Origin of the sequence: Avibacterium sp. 20-129, assembly GCF_026226845.1 — a bacterium.
Lineage (GTDB): Bacteria > Pseudomonadota > Gammaproteobacteria > Enterobacterales > Pasteurellaceae > Avibacterium.
This window is the reverse complement of the sequence record NZ_JAKKOE010000001.1, coordinates 1,283,481-1,300,635: the sequence shown is the minus strand read 5'-3', so window position 1 is coordinate 1,300,635 and position 17,155 is coordinate 1,283,481. Positions and strand designations below refer to the sequence as shown.

The window sequence follows — 17,155 nt, the reverse complement described above, 5'->3', positions numbered from 1 at the left end:
CATTGTGATTTGTTTGATTAACGTAACCCCAATTCAAAAATAAGGGATTCAGCTTGGCAGCTAAAGGTAAAATCTGCGCTGAGTAAAAAGCCATTTTTAACTGGGGTAATTTCTGCCTTAATTTGGCAAGGCTCAGTTTCTGCACTTCGCGCTTTGGCTGTGAATTCGGTTAAAGCCTGTTCGGCTTCTTCTTTGCTGGCATAAACACGTTCAAGATGGCTAGTGCAATTACTGTTATCAATAATTGTTCCGACATCAAAGGTATTACAGCCAACGCATTCTACGGGATTCTCTTTTTTCATTTTATGACTCCTATTTTTAATTTTTATATGATAAATGCGGTTTAAAAATATTGAAATTTTATACCGCACTTTATTTTTATGCAAAAAAGCGATGAGTTATCTCATCGCTCTTTAATCATTTACACATCATAAGTGGTTGATGCGGTATTACCACCACGTCCTGTCCAGTTAGTATGGAAAAATTCACCACGTGCTTTATCTTTACGTTCATAAGTATGTGCGCCGAAGTAATCACGTTGTGCTTGAAGTAGGTTGGCTGGTAAATTTGCTGAAGTGTAGCCATCTAAGAAGGTGATCGCACTTGCCATACACGGCATTGGAATACCCACCTCAATGGATTTTGCCACCACTTTACGCCAATCACTTAAGGCATTTTCTAGGATGTTTTTAAAGTATGGATCTGATCCTAAGAAAATTAAATCTGGGTTTGCTTCATAAGCATCACGGATATTTCCTAAGAAACGGCTACGAATGATACAGCCTTCACGCCATAATAATGCGGTTGCACCATAGTTAATATTCCAGCCGAAGTTTTCAGAGGCTTCGCGGATTAACATAAAGCCTTGTGCATAAGAGATAATTTTTGAGGCAAGTAACGCTTTACGCACCGCTTCAATCCAAATCTGTTTATCTCCTTCCACAGGCTGAATGGTTTTGTTAAACAATTTGGAAGCGGCAATACGTTGATCTTTAAAGGAAGAAACGCAGCGTGCAAACACAGATTCTGTAATCAAGGTGAGTGGAATACCGAAATCAAGAGCGTTAATTCCTGTCCATTTACCCGTTCCTTTTTGTCCCGCGGTATCCAGAATTTTTTCAACTAATGGCTCACCATCACTATCTTTATAGCCAAGAATATCGGTGGTGATGTCGATCAGGTAGCTATCTAGTTCTGTTTTTTTCCATTCAGCAAAAATCTGTTGCATTTCTTCATAGCTTAAGCCTAAGCCATCTTTTAAGAATTGGTAAGCTTCACAAATTAATTGCATATCACCGTATTCAATGCCGTTATGTACCATTTTGACGAAATGTCCAGCGCCTTCTTGCCCAACCCAATCACAGCAAGGTTCGCCTTTATCTGTTTTGGCGGAAATCGCTTGCAAAATAGGTTTTACATAAGGCCAAGCTTCAGCATTACCACCGGGCATAATAGATGGCCCGTGGCGCGCACCTTCTTCACCGCCAGAGACACCAGCACCGACAAAACGAATGCCTTTTTCTGCTAATTCTTTCACGCGGCGGTTAGTGTCTGGGTAGTTTGAGTTTCCCCCGTCAATAATGATGTCGCCTTCTTCTAAGTGAGGTAGTAAGGCATTGATAAATTGATCAACCACTTCACCTGCACGTACCATTAACATCACTTTGCGCGGTTTTTCTAATTTGCTCGCCAAATCTTCTAGCGAGTAAGCGCCAATAATATTTGTGCCTTTTGCCGCGCCTTCTAAAAATTCGTCCACTTTTGAGGTAGTACGGTTATACGCCACCACTTTAAAGCCGTGGTCATTCATATTTAAAATTAAGTTTTGTCCCATTACCGCTAAACCGATAACGCCGATATCGCCTTTTTGACTCATAACTTTCTCCTGTTTCGTTATAATCAGTTGCTGCCTTTATGAAAGGCTAGGTTGATGAAATCTGTTGTTGAATAACCACAGATTTCTGCAAAATAATCTGCTGAAATTCTGATGATGTTGCTGCCCAATCCACAAGATCCACTTGCCAAGGTAAATCGCTTTCTGAAAAAGCGTTTTCTACTTTACACAGCGTTCTTAAGGAAAGGGGCTGTGTTGTCATTACCACTAAATCGAGATCTGAAAAGGGATGTGCTGTGCCTTTTACCCTTGAGCCAAAGGCACGCACTTCATACTCGCTCAAGTAAGTGCGGAGTATTTTTTCTACAATTTCAAGATGTTGGGGTTGAATATCAATCATCATTATTACGCTGCTGTAATTGGTTGAGCAAGTTCTTGGCGGAAGCTAAAAAACCGATCATTTGTTCATAAACTTGTTGCGCCTTATTTTGATCGTAAGTATGCGAGGTGATGTTGCGCATTTTGCGATAGAGCAACCAATCTTCCACTTGCTCAATTAAGCCTGCTTTTGCACTCAAACGCAAAATATCACGGAAATCTGCACTGTCAATTTCATCGGGGGCTTCTGCAATCAGTTTTAATTGGCGTTTCATCATTTTGATGCTTAACTCATAAACGAATTCAAATTTTTGAATGCAACCAGCGATAAGGGTATCTTGCACAATATTTTCTTGTGCTGTAAACCATTGCTTATCCGCCAATTTGGCTAAGGTCATTTCAAGTGAATTAAACGCCTTTTCTAAGGCTGAGAGATCCAGTTGCTCCATTTATTTTCCCAATAAAAATTTGCTAAAAAATCACCGCACTTTTATTTTATTACAACAACTTTGCTGCCTCTTTATCCAAATACCACTCCGTTACGCCATTTTTCGCCTTGATTTTCGCGGCGGGGTAAGGCAGATTTTCGGCTGGCGTGCTTTGAATTTCTTTTAAAATTTCCGCTTTAGCTCCCCCTGTTACCAAATAGGTAATGCGTTTGGCTTGCTCAAGCAATTTGGCGGTTTTGGAAATTCGCACTTGCCCTGTTTCTGGATGTTTGGCAATCACTGCTAAACTCTCGTCATCAAAATTGGTTTGATGTGGGAATAATGAAGCGGTATGCCCGTCTGCCCCCATACCCAAAATAATCCAATCAAACTCGCCGTTTGGCACGACTTCTGCAAGTTCATTTTGGAAGCGTGAGAGTTCCTGCTCCACAGGGGCTTCACCACGAATGCGGTGAATATTTTCTGCTGGAATCGCAATATGATCGAACAATAATTTTTGCACTTCGCCATAATTGCTTTCAGGATCAGAAGGCGCAACCATACGATCATCGCCCCACCAAAAATGCAAGTTTTGCCATTGGATAGCTTGGTTATACGGTGCTGTTGCCAAGGTTTTGAACAAAAGTTTTGGCGTGCTGCCACCTGAAAGAGAAATATGCACAGGGCGTCCTGCAAGACTATATTGCTTTAATTCTTCAGCAATTTTTTCTACCGCACATTGCGCATTATCAAAAATAACGGTGTTCATTGTGTTCTCCCATTTCCTCTCAATCATTGAGGGAAAGATATTATACTTTTTTCTTCATCAGCCCACTTGGTTTACGCCAAACTCGTCCTGTGCGTGCAATCAGTTTATCGGCTTCCTTTGGCCCCCAAGTGCCGGCTTCATAGTCATAAATACGTCCACGAGCGGCTTTGTAATCTAAAATAGGTTGCACAAATTTCCAACAGGCGTGTACGGCATCAGTACGCGCAAACAAGGTGGCATCGCCTTTCATTGCGTCCAGTAATAAACGATCATAAGCACTTAATAAGCTTGGTTGAGCAAGATCCGCATAGCGGAAATCCATTGAGACTTCTTTTGCTTCAAAACCTGCGCCCGGCTTTTTCAAACCAAAACGCATTGAAATACCTTCATCAGGCTGAATACGAATAATCAGTTTATTTTCAGGGGCATTTTGGCTAAATACTGGGTGTGGCGTCGTTTTAAAATGAATAACCACTTCAGTTACGCGGGTTGGTAAGCGTTTTCCTGTACGGATATAAAACGGCACGCCAGCCCAACGCCAGTTATCAATTTCACAACGTAATGCCATATAAGTTTCAGTATTAGAATCCGGTGGTACGCCTTTTTCTTCAAGGTAGCCCTTAACCTCTTTACCGTCAATAACGCCACGAGTATATTGCCCTAGCACGAGATTATTTTTCACATCTTCTTCACTTAATGGGTGTAGGCAATGCAATACTTTTGCCACTTCATCACGCATTGAATCCGCGTTAATAATGGCGGGCGGTTCCATTGCAACCATCGCAAGCACTTGTAATAGGTGATTTTGGAACATATCACGCATTGCGCCAGAGCCATCGTAATATCCTCCACGTTCTTCTACACCAAGCTGTTCAGCCCCAGTAATTTCAATATAATCAATGAAATTACGGTTCCATAACGGCTCAAATAGACCATTAGAAAAACGTAATACTAATAAGTTTTGAACGGTTTCTTTGCCAAGATAATGGTCGATACGATAGATTTGATGTTCTTCAAAAAAGCGATGAATTTGAATATCAAGTGTTTTGGCAGTTTTAATATCATAGCCAAAGGGTTTTTCCACAATTAAACGCTTCCAGCCATAGTCTTCGGTATTTAACCCGTGTGCCGCAAGACATTCAGGAATCACGCCGTACAGGCTTGGTGGTGTGGACATATAATAAAGTGTGTTGCCTTCAGTGTGATATTTTTCGTGCAATTCGGTTAAGCGAGGCACGAGTTTGGCGTAATCTTTGGCATCAGAGGTATTGATTGTTTGGTAATACAGATGGCTGCAAAATTGCTCAAGTATTTCGCCTTCCGCTTTTTCTGTCTTGATTAAGGCTTGACGCATTTTTGTGCGGAATTGCTCATCCGTCATTTCTGTTCTTGCTACGCCTAGCACGGAGAAATCTTCCGCTAAACGCCCGAGTTTGTATAAGTTGTAAAGTGCAGGGATTAATTTACGGTGCGTTAAATCACCTGATGCCCCAAAAATCACGATACAGTTTTTTTCTGCGTTGTGGTTTGTCATATGATTGCTATCCATTTTTAAAAGAGTGGTAATAATATGCGCAAACTCGGCAAATTACCAATAGTTCTCATTAATTAAATTGAAAGATGTTGTGCCAGTTTAATTGTGCGTCTGCCACCATAACAAAATCAGGGTTTACTAAGCTTTCACGCTGATTGTAAGTGAGTGGCTGGAAATGGCGATCAAAAATTTTACCGCCCATTTCAGCTAAAATAATTTCAGCTGCTGCGGTATCCCATTCCCCTGTTTCGCCTAATCGAATATAACAATCTGCCGCCCCTTCTGCAACTTTTACGCTTTTTATGCCACTTGAGCCAATAATCTCAAAATGGTAATTAAAATTTGGTTGCAAAATTGACCGCACTTTCTTTTTCGCAGAATGCGATCCCACAACAATACGAATGGGCTGTGATAAATTAACCGGTTGTCTGTTAAGTGCGGTGGTTTTTTGAGTTGTTTTTTTATAGGCGCCTAAGCCCTGTGCGGCGTAATAGGTTTGTTTGGTTTGCGGGCAATGAATCACACCTAGCACAGGGCGATGATGATGTACCAAGGCAATTAATACTGAAAAATGCCCTGTGCGATTGATAAATTGTTGCGTGCCATCTAAGGGATCAACAAGCCAATAGGTTTGCCATTGCTGTCTTTCGTGAAAAGGGATTTTACAATATTCTTCTGATAAGACGGGATAAGCAGGGGTAAGGGCGCGAAGCTTTTCCATTAAAAATTGACTGACAAAAAGATCTGCTTCTGTAACTGGGGTATTATCCGCTTTTATGTATGAAGTAAGATTTTTGTTGTAAAACCGATTGAGGTGATGGCCCGCTTGTTCTGCGATCATTAGTACCGATTGTAATAAAGAAGAATCAAATAACAAAACCGCCTCCCAAAAGATGAACCAGATCCAGATAATGAAATGAGTATAGCAAAGGGGATAAAAAGAAAAAAGGGCAAGTATTATCTTGCCCTTAATTAACAAATAGAGATAAATTGAAACAGATTATCGCTTATCCTTTTTTCGCCCGAAGTACACGTAATGCATAAATCACGATACCCGCGATAAAGACCGCGAAACCAAGCCATTCTGCTGTGCTATCCCAGTTTTCCAGCGAAAGTGCTAATGGTGCATCTGAGCCACCAGAAGTCACGGAGGCAGCAATAATGAAGGCAAGGATAACGCCAATTAAACTTTCCCCAACGATTAAGCCTGCGGCAAATAGCGTACCGTAGCGATCGGCTTTTTTCTTCACTTCTTCCACATTTTTACCATTACGATGGGCATAAGCGGTTAAATGGCGATTAATAAACCAAGCTAGTACCGCACCAATGACAATTGGCATATTTACAACAGGTGGTAAATAAATCCCCATTCCCACGGCAAGTGCAGGTAACGCAAAACGATTATGGCTTGCTTTTTTCAATAGAAGATCAAGCATAATGAGGACTAAACCTAATCCAATCCCCATAAAGATATAAGACCATTCTAAATTGCTAGAAAAAATACCTGTTGCAATGGTAGTCATTAAGGTTGCTTGTGGCGCTGAAAGTGCTTGAGAAGGATCCATATCAGCGCGTGGTAATGCTCCCGTAAAGCCATAAGCGTGATAAAGAATTTCTAATACTGGGGCAATAACTAATGCACCAACAACACAACCGATAATCAGTGCGACTTGCTGACGCCAAGGTGTGGCTTCAACTAATAGCCCTGTTTTTAAATCTTGTAAGTTGTCATTTGAGATTGCCGCTGTGGTAACCACAATAGAACCAGAAAAAATAGTCAGTGCGGTTAAAAATTTCATTCCTTCTGTGCTTTCAATAAGCCCTGTGAATTTACCTAATGCGAGTAAGGTTAAGGAAATAAGTACCACAGAAATGATTCCAATTCCTGAAATTGGGCTAGATGATGATCCGACAAGACCAGCCATATATCCACAGGCTGCAGCAACGAAGAAACCAATAAATACTGCTAATAGCGTACATACAATAACAAATAAGAAGGCATACTCAGTCGCAATCGGCGCTTCTGCGATAAAATGGTGTAATGCAACCATAATTAATGCAACAGATGTAATCGTGATATAGATCATTGATTTAGGGGATAAATCTAACTGAGTACGATCACTACTTTGTGCTGATGGATCTTTTAATGCTCGGAAAGATTGTGCCATTCCTTGGATCATAGGCTTCATTAAGACAAGTAAAGTCCAAATCGCTGCAATACCAATGGTACCTACACCAATAAAACGCACTTTACTTTTCCAAATACCCATTGCATAGCTAATCATCTCGCCATCAGCAGGCATTGATGATGTGCTAGTGAAATAGGGAACAGCAATTCCCCAAGTGAGAAAAATACCGATTAAAATTGCAATACCACCGACAATACCGACTAAATAACCGGCGCCTAATAAAGCGAAAGAAAACCCCATCGGTACTTGGAAAACCGCATTACCACCTTTAAACCATAAACTTGCCCCATCAGCAATAATGCGCAAGCCATTTGTTGCAAAACTGACTATTGCAGCAATAATGCCCCCAGTCGCAATTTCTTTGATACCTGTATCATTTTCTCCTTCTTGGTGATTTCCTGCTTTAAGAATTTCCGCCGCAGCAACCCCTTCAGGATAAGGTAAATCACTTTTAGCCACCATCACTTGACGCAACGGGACAGTGAAAATCACCCCTAAAATTCCCCCTGATGCACAAATTAAAAGGGTTTGCCAGAATGGAAAATCTTGCCAATATCCCATCATTAATAAGCCCGGGATAACAAAAATCACCGAAGAGAGTGTACCTGCGGCAGAGGCTTGGGTTTGTACCATATTATTTTCTAGAATAGTTGACCCAGAAAACATTTTTAATACTGCCATAGAGATTACAGCGGCAGGAATGGATGAAGCAAAAGTTAGCCCCACCTTTAAGCCTAAATAGACATTTGATGCGGTGAAAATCACCGTAATTAACGCACCTAAGAACATTCCTCGGAAGGTAAGTTCTTTTAAACTTGGCGCTGAGTGATACGAAGTTTGCATATTTCTCCCCAATTTTTGTAATAAAAACATCTCATTCTATATCAATTTTATCTAATAAGATCAATTTTTTGTTTTCATCTTCCGTTATGGCATAAAATACAATAAAAAATGACCGCACTTGATTAGGAGAAATAAATGGCAAAACAAAACGTGCGTAATGCGGATAAAAATGATGAAGTTCGTCTAGATAAATGGCTTTGGGCAGCTCGATTTTATAAGACGCGTACCATCGCCAAAGAAATGATCGATGGCGGTAAAGTCCATTACAATAATCAGCGTACTAAACCGAATAAAACCGTCGAAGTGGGCGCATTGATCAAATTACGTCAAGGCAATGAAGAAAAAGAAGTGCAAGTGTTAGCCCTTTCCACCCAGCGACGTGGTGCGCCAGAAGCACAATTGTTATATCAAGAAACCGCACAGAGTGTTGAAAAACGAGAAAAATGGGCTATTGCACGCAAAAATAATGCCCTTTCTATGCCAAACCCTGAACGCCGACCAAATAAAAAAGAGCGACGAGATTTACTTAAGTTTAAATATCAAGAGTAGCCTTGTTATTTGTAGAATGATCCCAATATAAAGGCAAATTGCCAAGTTAATGAACTCATTGATCTAATCTGTACTTGGCGTTATTTAAGTATTATTGAGGACAATATGACATATCAAGCTGACAACGACAAACTTTATCGTTATTTATTTAAACATCGAGCGGTACGTGGTGAATGGGTACGATTAAATCAAAGTTTTAAAGAGACCTTAAATACCCATCATTATCCGAAAGTGGTGCAAAACTTACTGGGTGAAATGATGGTGGCAACCAGTTTACTCACCGCCACATTAAAATTTAATGGCAGTATTACCGTACAAATTCAAGGTGATGGACCACTTTCTTTAGCCTTAGTGAATGGTTCGGATGATCAAAAAATCCGTGCATTAGCCCGTTTACAAGGTGAAGTACGTGATGAGATGACACTAAGTGAAATGATTGGTAAAGGGGTGTTAGTCATCACTATTACGCCTACTGAAGGGGAACGTTATCAAGGTGTGATTAGCTTAGATAAACCGACGATTACGGAATGTTTAGAAGATTATTTTGTACGTTCTGAACAGTTACAAACGCAGTTAATTATTCGTACGGGCGAATTGAATGGCGAACCCGTGGCAGCAGGAATGTTGTTGCAAGTAATGCCTGACGGCGTGGGCGAAGAAGGGGATTTTGAGCATCTTGCTACGCTGACTGCGACGGTAAAAGATGATGAAATCTTTGGATTAAGTGCCGAAGAGCTACTTTATCGTTTATATCACGAAGAAACCGTAGAAATTTATCCCGCACAAAATGTGGAATTTTTCTGTGGCTGCACCCAAGAGCGTTCAGGAAGTGCATTGCTTTTACTACCAGAAAATGAAATTGATGAAATTCTTGCAGAGCATAATGGTAGCATTGATATGCAATGTGAATGTTGCGGCACGCATTATTTCTTTAATAAAGAAGCGATTGAGAAATTGCGAGAGTAACCCTCATAAACAATAACAAAGAAAGCACGGACTGGGTTCGTGCTTTTTTATTTCTCATATTTTTCAATTTATTTTTTGATTAAGGTCATAAAAATTAACTATTTTGAGTGAGTAAGCTGTTTTTTTCTGATTTTGCGATCTACCTAACATTTTTTTTCATTTTCTTTGCATAAAATAGCCCACACTTTCCTTTTAATTTTAAATATTAACTTTTAATTGAGGTGTATTATGACAGATGTAACTAAATTAATTGAAGAACTTGGTGAGTTAGGCATTTATGATGTAAAAGAAGTCGTTTATAACCCAAGCTATGAACAATTATTCAAGGAAGAAACCAAAGAAGGCCTAGAGGGATTTGAAAAAGGTACGATCACGAAATCAGGGGCAGTCGCTGTAGATACGGGGATTTTTACCGGACGTTCGCCAAAAGATAAATATATTGTTTTAGATGAAAAAACCAAAGATACCGTATGGTGGACAAGTGATGCGGCAAAAAACGATAACAAACCAATGAATCAAGCCACTTGGCAAAGTTTAAAAGAATTAGTCACCAAACAACTTTCTAGCAAACGTCTGTTTGTGGTGGATGCGTTCTGTGGGGCAAATCCAGATACCCGTTTAGCGGTGCGTATTATCACTGAAGTTGCGTGGCAAGCCCACTTTGTAACGAATATGTTTATCCGCCCATCTGCTGCTGAATTAGCGAACTTTAAACCAGATTTTGTGGTAATGAATGGATCTAAAGTGACTAATCCAAATTGGAAAGAACAAGGCTTAAATTCTGAAAACTTTGTGGCGTTTAATATTACAGAAGGCATTCAACTAATTGGTGGAACTTGGTACGGCGGTGAAATGAAAAAAGGAATGTTCTCAATGATGAATTATTTCCTTCCACTTAAAGGTATCGCCTCAATGCACTGTTCTGCCAATGTCGGCAAAGAAGGTGATGTGGCAATTTTCTTCGGTTTATCTGGTACAGGGAAAACCACGCTTTCAACCGATCCAAAACGCCAATTGATCGGTGATGATGAACACGGTTGGGACGATGATGGCGTATTTAACTATGAAGGTGGTTGCTATGCTAAAACCATCAAATTATCGGAAGAAAGTGAGCCAGATATTTATCGTGCAATTAAGCGTGATGCTTTATTAGAAAATGTGGTGGTGAGAGCAGATGGCTCCGTGGATTATGATGACGGCTCAAAAACAGAAAACACCCGTGTTTCTTACCCAATCTATCATATTGAGAACATTGTAAAACCCGTTTCTAAAGCGGGTCATGCGAAAAAAGTGATTTTCTTAACCGCTGATGCTTTCGGGGTGTTACCACCAGTAGCAAAATTGACACCAGAGCAAACCAAATACTACTTCTTATCTGGTTTCACAGCGAAATTAGCGGGGACAGAACGTGGTATTACCGAACCAACTCCAACATTCTCTGCGTGTTTTGGGGCGGCATTCTTATCACTTCATCCAACACAATATGCAGAAGTGTTAGTAAAACGTATGGAAGCTGCGGGGGCGGAAGCATATCTTGTAAACACAGGCTGGAATGGCACAGGTAAACGTATCTCTATTAAAGATACTCGTGGCATTATTGATGCGATTTTAGATGGCGCTATTGATAATGCGGAAATGTCTGAATTACCAATCTTTAACTTAGCCATTCCAAACGCATTACCGGGTGTCGATCCGGCCATTTTAGATCCGCGTGATACTTATGCAGATAAAGCACAATGGCAAGCTAAAGCCGAAGATTTGGCGGGGCGTTTTGTGAAAAACTTTGAAAAATATGCAACAAACGAAGAAGGGAAAGCATTGATCAACGCGGGACCAAAAGCCTAATTACATAACAAAAATTTGCTAAAATTTACACCGCACTGATGATTTTGGAGAAAAATCAAAGTGCGGTGTTTTTTTGTGGATTTTTAATCATTCATCTAGCTATCTAGCAGTCTTAATGTCTAGATTGTGATTTCAGCAATTTTTCATTAGAATAAACACAATTTTTGTGGAGATTTAAGGTGTCATTATGGTGAATTGGGATGGTAAATATATTAGCCCTTATGCAGAACACGGTAAGAAAAGTGAGCAGGTAAAGAAGATTACGGTGTCTATTCCAATTAAAGTGTTGGAAATTTTGACTAATGAGCGGACAAGACGTCAGCTGAAAAATTTACGTCACGCGACAAATAGTGAATTGTTATGTGAGGCATTTTTGCACGCATTTACAGGGCAGCCGTTACCAACCGATGACGATTTGTTAAAAGAGCGCCACGATGAGATACCTGAGCAGGCGAAAAAAATGATGCGTGAGTTAGGCTTGAAGCCTGAAGAATGGGAATACTAAATTTCAGATTTTACTGAGAAATAGGTTGCAATTCCTATTTGAGCTAAGTATAATCCACACGCTTTCTTAGAAAGCCCTTTGATGTAATCATTTATTAAAGGCGTATTACAGATTTTGTAATACATAAAATGTCCCCGATTGGGGGACTATAATATTAGGTTACTGCACTTCCCTTTCAATGAAGTTTATGAAAGGTGATGGTGTCAGTTTTATTTTAGCTAAAAATTATTGGAGCTCTGGTCTAATGCAGAACCAAAGAATCCGTATCCGCTTAAAAGCATTTGATCATCGTTTAATTGATCAATCTACAGCGGAGATCGTAGAAACAGCTAAACGTACTGGCGCACAAGTTCGTGGTCCAATTCCTTTACCAACGCGTAAAGAACGTTTTACCGTGTTGATTTCTCCACACGTTAATAAAGACGCACGTGACCAATACGAAATTCGTACTCACAAACGTTTAGTAGATATCGTAGAACCAACAGAAAAAACTGTTGATGCATTAATGCGTTTAGATTTGGCTGCCGGCGTTGACGTGCAGATCAGCCTAGGTTAATTAAGAGGTTATGACAATGATTGGTTTAGTCGGTCGTAAAGTTGGTATGACTCGTATCTTCAATGAAGATGGCGTTTCTGTACCTGTTACTGTTATCGAAATCCAAGCAAACCGTGTAACTCAAGTTAAAACTCTTGAAAACGATGGCTATACTGCAATTCAAGTTACTACTGGTTCTAAAAAAGCGAGCCGTGTAACTAAGCCTGAAGCAGGCCATTTCGTGAAAGCAGGTGTTGAAGCTGGTCGCGGTTTATGGGAATTTCGTACAACTGAAGGTGAAGAATTCACTTTAGGTCAAGAAATTAATGTTGACATCTTCGCAGATGTTAAGAAAGTTGATGTTACTGGTACATCTAAAGGTAAAGGTTTCCAAGGTGGTGTTAAACGTTGGAATTTCCGTACTCAAGATGCAAGCCATGGTAACTCTTTATCACATCGTGTGCTTGGTTCTATTGGTCAAAACCAAACTCCAGGTCGTGTGTTTAAAGGCAAAAAAATGGCTGGACACTTAGGTGCTGAGCGTGTAACCGTTCAATCACTTGAAGTTGTTCGTGTCGATGCTGAGCGTAATTTATTATTAGTTAAAGGTTCTGTACCTGGTGCAACTAATAGTGATGTTATCGTAAAACCAGCAGTTAAAGCATAAGTCTAGGAGATAGAGATGGAATTACAAGTTGTAGGTGCAAACGCACTAACTGTTTCTGAAACTACCTTCGGACGTGAGTTTAATGAAGCATTGATCCACCAAGTAGTTGTTGCTTATGCAGCAGGTGCTCGTCAAGGTTCACGTGCGCAAAAAACTCGTGCTGAAGTGTCTGGTTCAGGTAAAAAGCCTTGGCGTCAAAAAGGTACTGGTCGCGCTCGTGCTGGTGATATTAAATCGCCAATTTGGCGTTCTGGTGGTGTAACTTTTGCAGCGAAACCACAAGATCACAGCCAAAAAGTGAACAAAAAAATGTACCGTGGTGCAATCAAAAGCATTCTATCTGAGCTTGTTCGTCAAGATCGTTTAGTTGTAGTTGAAAAATTCGAAATTGATGCGCCAAAAACAAAAGCCTTAGTTCAAAAATTAAAAGATATGGCGTTAACTGACGCGCTTATCATCACTGCAAGTTTAGATGAGAATTTATTCTTAGCTGCACGTAACTTATATAAAGTTGATGTACGTGATGTGCAAGGTATTGATCCAGTCAGTTTAATCGCTTTTGATAAAGTGGTTGTAACTGTTGATGCAGTGAAACAAATTGAGGAGATGTTAGCATGATTCAACAAGAACGTTTGCTAAAAGTGTTAAAAGCACCTCACGTCTCTGAGAAAGCAACAAATAACGCTGAGAAGTCAAACACCATCGTTTTTAAAGTCGCTTTAGATGCCAACAAAGCAGAAATTGCAAAAGCTGTTGCTGAATTATTTGAAGTGAAAGTAGATTCTGTTCGTACTGTTGTCGTTAAAGGTAAAACTAAACGTCGTGGTACTAAGATGGGACATCGCAGTGACTGGAAAAAAGCTTATGTAACTCTTCAAGAAGGTCAATCACTTGACTTCGTTGAAGGTGCAGAGTAATTACGGAGGAGAAAGAAATAAATGGCTATCGTAAAATGTAAGCCGACCTCCGCTGGTCGTCGTCACGTTGTTAAAATCGTAAACCCTGAATTACATAAAGGGAAACCTTACGCACCATTATTAGATAGCAAATCTAAAACAGGTGGTCGTAATAATTTAGGACGTATTACTACTCGCCATATCGGTGGTGGTCATAAACAACATTACCGTTTAATCGATTTCAAACGTAACAAGTTAGATATCCCAGCGGTTGTTGAGCGTCTTGAATATGATCCAAATCGTTCTGCAAATATTGCTTTAGTGCTTTATAAAGATGGTGAACGCCGTTATATCTTAGCACCTAAAGGTTTAAGCGCAGGCGATCAAATCCAAGCAGGTGTAAACGCTCCAATTAAAGTTGGTAACTCATTACCAATGCGTAATATCCCTGTTGGTTCAACTGTACATAACGTTGAATTAAAACCAGGTAAAGGCGGACAACTTGCACGTTCTGCTGGTGCTTATGTACAAATTATTGCGCGTGAAGGTAACTATGTTACTTTACGTCTTCGCTCAGGTGAAATGCGTAAAGTATTAGCTGAATGTTCTGCGACCATTGGTGAAGTGGGTAATTCAGAGCATATGCTTCGCGTTCTTGGTAAAGCTGGTGCTAACCGCTGGAGAGGCGTTCGCCCAACAGTTCGTGGTACAGCAATGAACCCTGTTGATCACCCACACGGTGGTGGTGAAGGTCGTAACTTCGGTAAACACCCAGTTACTCCTTGGGGCGTTCAAACCAAAGGTAAGAAAACTCGCCATAACAAACGTACTGATAAATATATCGTACGTCGTCGTGGTAAATAATATTAATTAAATAAGAGGATTAGCCATGCCACGTTCTCTCAAGAAGGGTCCTTTCCTTGACCTACACTTGTTGAAGAAGGTAGAGAAGGCGGTGGAAAGCGGGGATAAAAAGCCAATTAAAACTTGGTCCCGTCGTTCAATGATCATTCCATCAATGATCGGATTGACCATCGCAGTCCATAATGGTCGTCAGCACGTTCCAGTTTATGTATCGGACGAAATGATTGGTCATAAACTCGGTGAATTTGCACCGACTCGTACTTACCGCGGACACGCTGCGGATAAGAAAGCTAAGAAGTAAGGGGTAAAAGATGGAAACTATCGCAAAACATCGTTACGCTCGCACTTCAGCGCAAAAAGCTCGTTTAGTTGCGGATTTAATCCGTGGTAAAAAAGTAGGTCAAGCATTAGAAATTTTAACTTTCACTAACAAAAAAGCAGCATCGCTTGTTAAGAAAGTGCTTGAGTCTGCAATTGCTAATGCAGAGCATAATGACGGTGCAGATATCGATGATCTAAAAGTGACTAAGATTTTCGTAGATGAAGGTCCTAGTATGAAACGTGTTATGCCACGTGCTAAAGGTCGTGCAGATCGTATTTTAAAACGTACAAGCCACATTACTGTGGTTGTGTCAGATCGTTAATTTAGTAGAGGAATAGCAATGGGTCAAAAAGTCCATCCAAATGGTATTCGCCTAGGTATTGTTAAGCCTTGGAGCTCTACTTGGTTTGCGAATACACAAGACTTCGCGTCTAACTTAGACGGCGATTTCAAAGTGCGTCAATTCTTAAATAAAGAATTAGCGAATGCTTCCGTTTCACGCATCACTATTGAGCGTCCAGCGAAAAGTATTCGTGTAACAATTCACACAGCTCGCCCAGGTATCGTAATTGGTAAAAAAGGCGAAGATGTTGAAAAATTACGTAACGCTGTTGCAGCTATCGCAGGTGTTCCAGCTCAAATCAACATCGCTGAAGTGAAAAAACCTGAATTAGATGCGAAATTAGTTGCAGATAGCATCGCTTCTCAACTTGAACGTCGAGTAATGTTCCGTCGTGCAATGAAACGTGCGGTACAAAATGCAATGCGTTTAGGTGCCAAAGGTATCAAAGTTGAAGTTAGCGGTCGTTTAGGTGGTGCAGAGATTGCTCGTTCAGAGTGGTATCGTGAAGGTCGTGTGCCATTACATACACTACGTGCGGACATCGATTATAACACTGCTGAAGCACACACTACATACGGCGTAATCGGCGTTAAAGTGTGGATCTTCAAAGGTGAAATTCTTGGTGGAATGGCTGCAATTGCACAACAACCAGAACAACAACCTACCACGCCTAAAAAGCCACGTGGTAAAGGTCGTAAGTAAGGAGAATTGCTAAATGTTGCAACCAAAACGTACAAAATTCCGTAAAGTCCAAAAAGGTCGTAACCGTGGAATTGCAGGTGGTACAGAAGTTAGCTTCGGTACCTTCGGTTTGAAAGCAGTTGGCCGTGGTCGTTTAACAGCTCGCCAAATTGAGGCAGCACGTCGTGCGATGACTCGTGCGATTAAACGTCAAGGTAAAATCTGGATCCGTGTTTTTCCAGATAAACCAATTACTGAAAAACCATTAGAAGTCCGTATGGGTAAAGGTAAAGGTAACGTTGAATACTGGGTAGCTTTAATCCAGCCGGGTAAAGTACTTTATGAAATGGATGGTGTGTCTGAAGAGCTAGCAAGAAATGCATTTGCACTTGCAGCGGCTAAATTGCCAATTAAGACCACATTCGTAACTAAAACGGTGATGTAATGAAAGCTCAAGAACTACGTACAAAAACTGTTGAAGAGCTGAATGCTGAATTGGTTAACTTGTTAGGTGAGCAATTCAAATTGCGTATGCAAGCAGCCACCGGTCAGCTTCAACAAACCCATCAGTTAAAACAAGTGCGTCGCAGTATTGCACAAGTGAAAACTGTATTAACCGAGAAGGCGGGTGAGTAATGACTGATAAAATTCGTACTGTGCAAGGTCGTGTAATTAGCGACAAAATGGATAAATCATTCACAGTTGCAATTGAACGCAAAGTGAAACACCCTCTTTATGGTAAATTTATCCGTCGTACAACTAAATTACATGTGCACGATGAAAATAACGAAGCAAAATTAGGTGATGTTGTTGAAATTAAGGAATGTCGTCCTCTTTCAAAAACTAAATCACATACTTTGGTTCGCGTTGTTGAAAAAGCAGTAATCTAATTTATTAGTTATCGCTTTAAATAAAATAATAGCCAATGGTAAATACCATTGGCTTTTTTGTTGATAAAAATAATAAAAATTTTGACCGCTCTTTGGTCAGGGAGAATTCAAAAATCT

Annotated in this window: 23 protein-coding genes; 15 read left to right on the top strand and 8 right to left on the bottom strand. The window is 40.3% G+C overall.

The genetic code is table 11. From position 1 onward, the window contains the following. Window positions 1-17: 17 nt before the first annotated feature. From L5B90_RS06235 to L5B90_RS06200, 8 genes are all read right to left on the bottom strand, one after another. Window positions 18-302: a YfcZ/YiiS family protein gene (locus tag L5B90_RS06235; RefSeq protein WP_265762405.1), complete on the bottom strand. Its 285-nt coding sequence runs from the start codon at window positions 300-302 to the stop codon at window positions 18-20. Between the two features lie 119 nt (window positions 303-421). After that, window positions 422-1,876 (bottom strand): decarboxylating NADP(+)-dependent phosphogluconate dehydrogenase, encoded by a 1,455-nt coding sequence (gene gnd, locus L5B90_RS06230; protein ID WP_250351390.1) that lies wholly within the window; start codon window positions 1,874-1,876, stop codon window positions 422-424. A 46-nt stretch (window positions 1,877-1,922) separates the two neighbouring features. Then, window positions 1,923-2,234 carry a nucleotidyltransferase family protein gene (locus tag L5B90_RS06225; protein ID WP_250351628.1) on the bottom strand — a complete coding sequence of 104 codons (312 nt, stop codon included), beginning with the start codon at window positions 2,232-2,234 and terminating at the stop codon, window positions 1,923-1,925. Then, complete coding sequence (locus L5B90_RS06220) at window positions 2,227-2,661, bottom strand: nucleotidyltransferase substrate binding protein (protein WP_250363916.1); 435 nt, start codon at window positions 2,659-2,661, stop codon at window positions 2,227-2,229. The genes L5B90_RS06225 and L5B90_RS06220 overlap by 8 nt, the downstream gene beginning before the upstream one ends. Window positions 2,662-2,710: 49 nt before the next feature. After that, on the bottom strand, window positions 2,711-3,409 hold the full coding sequence (pgl, locus tag L5B90_RS06215) for a 6-phosphogluconolactonase (protein WP_250351392.1): 699 nt from the start codon (window positions 3,407-3,409) through the stop codon (window positions 2,711-2,713). Between the two features lie 40 nt (window positions 3,410-3,449). Beyond that, window positions 3,450-4,943, bottom strand: coding sequence for a glucose-6-phosphate dehydrogenase (gene zwf / locus L5B90_RS06210; protein ID WP_250351393.1), 1,494 nt, complete (start codon window positions 4,941-4,943; stop codon window positions 3,450-3,452). Between the two features lie 70 nt (window positions 4,944-5,013). Next, a complete protein-coding gene (gene cysQ / locus L5B90_RS06205; protein WP_265748355.1) occupies window positions 5,014-5,820 on the bottom strand; it encodes a 3'(2'),5'-bisphosphate nucleotidase CysQ in 807 nt (268 codons plus the stop codon). 130 nt (window positions 5,821-5,950) lie between these two features. Next, entirely contained in the window at window positions 5,951-7,975 is a 2,025-nt protein-coding gene (locus L5B90_RS06200; RefSeq protein WP_265762404.1) for an OPT family oligopeptide transporter, read from the bottom strand. 135 nt (window positions 7,976-8,110) lie between these two features. On the opposite strand from L5B90_RS06200, the gene hslR reads away from it, so the two are divergent. The 15 genes from hslR (at window position 8,111) to rpsQ (ending at window position 17,038) form a co-directional block, all read left to right on the top strand. Beyond that, the gene (gene hslR / locus L5B90_RS06195) at window positions 8,111-8,524 is read left to right on the top strand and encodes a ribosome-associated heat shock protein Hsp15 (RefSeq protein WP_250351395.1); all 414 of its coding nucleotides are present in this window, start codon (window positions 8,111-8,113) and stop codon (window positions 8,522-8,524) included. Between the two features lie 105 nt (window positions 8,525-8,629). Then, the gene (gene hslO / locus L5B90_RS06190; RefSeq protein ID WP_265762403.1) at window positions 8,630-9,490 is read left to right on the top strand and encodes an Hsp33 family molecular chaperone HslO; all 861 of its coding nucleotides are present in this window, start codon (window positions 8,630-8,632) and stop codon (window positions 9,488-9,490) included. Between the two features lie 228 nt (window positions 9,491-9,718). After that, a complete protein-coding gene (gene pckA, locus L5B90_RS06185; RefSeq protein WP_265762402.1) occupies window positions 9,719-11,335 on the top strand; it encodes a phosphoenolpyruvate carboxykinase (ATP) in 1,617 nt (538 codons plus the stop codon). Between the two features lie 187 nt (window positions 11,336-11,522). Beyond that, on the top strand, window positions 11,523-11,840 hold the full coding sequence (gene metJ / locus L5B90_RS06180) for a met regulon transcriptional regulator MetJ (RefSeq protein ID WP_250351398.1): 318 nt from the start codon (window positions 11,523-11,525) through the stop codon (window positions 11,838-11,840). A gap of 244 nt (window positions 11,841-12,084) precedes the next feature. Continuing rightward, window positions 12,085-12,396, top strand: coding sequence for a 30S ribosomal protein S10 (gene rpsJ / locus L5B90_RS06175; RefSeq protein WP_001181005.1), 312 nt, complete (start codon window positions 12,085-12,087; stop codon window positions 12,394-12,396). A 16-nt stretch (window positions 12,397-12,412) separates the two neighbouring features. After that, window positions 12,413-13,042, top strand: coding sequence for a 50S ribosomal protein L3 (gene rplC / locus L5B90_RS06170; protein ID WP_035687403.1), 630 nt, complete (start codon window positions 12,413-12,415; stop codon window positions 13,040-13,042). Window positions 13,043-13,057: 15 nt separating this feature from the next. Then, window positions 13,058-13,660 carry a 50S ribosomal protein L4 gene (rplD, locus tag L5B90_RS06165; RefSeq protein ID WP_250351399.1) on the top strand — a complete coding sequence of 201 codons (603 nt, stop codon included), beginning with the start codon at window positions 13,058-13,060 and terminating at the stop codon, window positions 13,658-13,660. After that, complete coding sequence (rplW, locus tag L5B90_RS06160) at window positions 13,657-13,959, top strand: 50S ribosomal protein L23 (protein ID WP_035687397.1); 303 nt, start codon at window positions 13,657-13,659, stop codon at window positions 13,957-13,959. Before rplD ends, rplW begins: the two co-directional genes overlap by 4 nt. Window positions 13,960-13,980: 21 nt before the next feature. After that, window positions 13,981-14,802 carry a 50S ribosomal protein L2 gene (rplB, locus tag L5B90_RS06155; RefSeq protein WP_103853556.1) on the top strand — a complete coding sequence of 274 codons (822 nt, stop codon included), beginning with the start codon at window positions 13,981-13,983 and terminating at the stop codon, window positions 14,800-14,802. Window positions 14,803-14,827: 25 nt separating this feature from the next. Further along, a complete protein-coding gene (gene rpsS / locus L5B90_RS06150) occupies window positions 14,828-15,103 on the top strand; it encodes a 30S ribosomal protein S19 (RefSeq protein ID WP_005539416.1) in 276 nt (91 codons plus the stop codon). Between the two features lie 10 nt (window positions 15,104-15,113). Beyond that, complete coding sequence (gene rplV / locus L5B90_RS06145) at window positions 15,114-15,446, top strand: 50S ribosomal protein L22 (RefSeq protein WP_250351400.1); 333 nt, start codon at window positions 15,114-15,116, stop codon at window positions 15,444-15,446. An 18-nt stretch (window positions 15,447-15,464) separates the two neighbouring features. After that, a complete protein-coding gene (rpsC, locus tag L5B90_RS06140; RefSeq protein WP_250351401.1) occupies window positions 15,465-16,169 on the top strand; it encodes a 30S ribosomal protein S3 in 705 nt (234 codons plus the stop codon). A gap of 13 nt (window positions 16,170-16,182) precedes the next feature. Beyond that, on the top strand, window positions 16,183-16,593 hold the full coding sequence (gene rplP, locus L5B90_RS06135; protein ID WP_103853558.1) for a 50S ribosomal protein L16: 411 nt from the start codon (window positions 16,183-16,185) through the stop codon (window positions 16,591-16,593). Continuing rightward, window positions 16,593-16,784 carry a 50S ribosomal protein L29 gene (gene rpmC / locus L5B90_RS06130; RefSeq protein ID WP_017805230.1) on the top strand — a complete coding sequence of 64 codons (192 nt, stop codon included), beginning with the start codon at window positions 16,593-16,595 and terminating at the stop codon, window positions 16,782-16,784. The genes rplP and rpmC overlap by 1 nt, the downstream gene beginning before the upstream one ends. Then, complete coding sequence (gene rpsQ / locus L5B90_RS06125; RefSeq protein ID WP_250351402.1) at window positions 16,784-17,038, top strand: 30S ribosomal protein S17; 255 nt, start codon at window positions 16,784-16,786, stop codon at window positions 17,036-17,038. Before rpmC ends, rpsQ begins: the two co-directional genes overlap by 1 nt. The last annotated feature ends 117 nt before the right edge of the window (window positions 17,039-17,155 follow it).

What these genes read in the sequence shown, in the direction of transcription:
- L5B90_RS06235 (WP_265762405.1), bottom strand. Translation starts at nt 302, where the DNA reads ATGAAAAAAGAGAATCCCGTAGAATGCGTTGGCTGTAATACCTTTGAT.
- gnd (WP_250351390.1), bottom strand. Translation starts at nt 1,876, where the DNA reads ATGAGTCAAAAAGGCGATATCGGCGTTATCGGTTTAGCGGTAATGGGA.
- L5B90_RS06225 (WP_250351628.1), bottom strand. Translation starts at nt 2,234, where the DNA reads ATGATTGATATTCAACCCCAACATCTTGAAATTGTAGAAAAAATACTC.
- L5B90_RS06220 (WP_250363916.1), bottom strand. Translation starts at nt 2,661, where the DNA reads ATGGAGCAACTGGATCTCTCAGCCTTAGAAAAGGCGTTTAATTCACTT.
- pgl (WP_250351392.1), bottom strand. Translation starts at nt 3,409, where the DNA reads ATGAACACCGTTATTTTTGATAATGCGCAATGTGCGGTAGAAAAAATT.
- zwf (WP_250351393.1), bottom strand. Translation starts at nt 4,943, where the DNA reads ATGACAAACCACAACGCAGAAAAAAACTGTATCGTGATTTTTGGGGCA.
- L5B90_RS06200 (WP_265762404.1), bottom strand. Translation starts at nt 7,975, where the DNA reads ATGCAAACTTCGTATCACTCAGCGCCAAGTTTAAAAGAACTTACCTTC.
- hslR (WP_250351395.1), top strand. Translation starts at nt 8,111, where the DNA reads ATGGCAAAACAAAACGTGCGTAATGCGGATAAAAATGATGAAGTTCGT.
- hslO (WP_265762403.1), top strand. Translation starts at nt 8,630, where the DNA reads ATGACATATCAAGCTGACAACGACAAACTTTATCGTTATTTATTTAAA.
- pckA (WP_265762402.1), top strand. Translation starts at nt 9,719, where the DNA reads ATGACAGATGTAACTAAATTAATTGAAGAACTTGGTGAGTTAGGCATT.
- metJ (WP_250351398.1), top strand. Translation starts at nt 11,523, where the DNA reads ATGGTGAATTGGGATGGTAAATATATTAGCCCTTATGCAGAACACGGT.
- rpsJ (WP_001181005.1), top strand. Translation starts at nt 12,085, where the DNA reads ATGCAGAACCAAAGAATCCGTATCCGCTTAAAAGCATTTGATCATCGT.
- rplC (WP_035687403.1), top strand. Translation starts at nt 12,413, where the DNA reads ATGATTGGTTTAGTCGGTCGTAAAGTTGGTATGACTCGTATCTTCAAT.
- rplD (WP_250351399.1), top strand. Translation starts at nt 13,058, where the DNA reads ATGGAATTACAAGTTGTAGGTGCAAACGCACTAACTGTTTCTGAAACT.
- rplW (WP_035687397.1), top strand. Translation starts at nt 13,657, where the DNA reads ATGATTCAACAAGAACGTTTGCTAAAAGTGTTAAAAGCACCTCACGTC.
- rplB (WP_103853556.1), top strand. Translation starts at nt 13,981, where the DNA reads ATGGCTATCGTAAAATGTAAGCCGACCTCCGCTGGTCGTCGTCACGTT.
- rpsS (WP_005539416.1), top strand. Translation starts at nt 14,828, where the DNA reads ATGCCACGTTCTCTCAAGAAGGGTCCTTTCCTTGACCTACACTTGTTG.
- rplV (WP_250351400.1), top strand. Translation starts at nt 15,114, where the DNA reads ATGGAAACTATCGCAAAACATCGTTACGCTCGCACTTCAGCGCAAAAA.
- rpsC (WP_250351401.1), top strand. Translation starts at nt 15,465, where the DNA reads ATGGGTCAAAAAGTCCATCCAAATGGTATTCGCCTAGGTATTGTTAAG.
- rplP (WP_103853558.1), top strand. Translation starts at nt 16,183, where the DNA reads ATGTTGCAACCAAAACGTACAAAATTCCGTAAAGTCCAAAAAGGTCGT.
- rpmC (WP_017805230.1), top strand. Translation starts at nt 16,593, where the DNA reads ATGAAAGCTCAAGAACTACGTACAAAAACTGTTGAAGAGCTGAATGCT.
- rpsQ (WP_250351402.1), top strand. Translation starts at nt 16,784, where the DNA reads ATGACTGATAAAATTCGTACTGTGCAAGGTCGTGTAATTAGCGACAAA.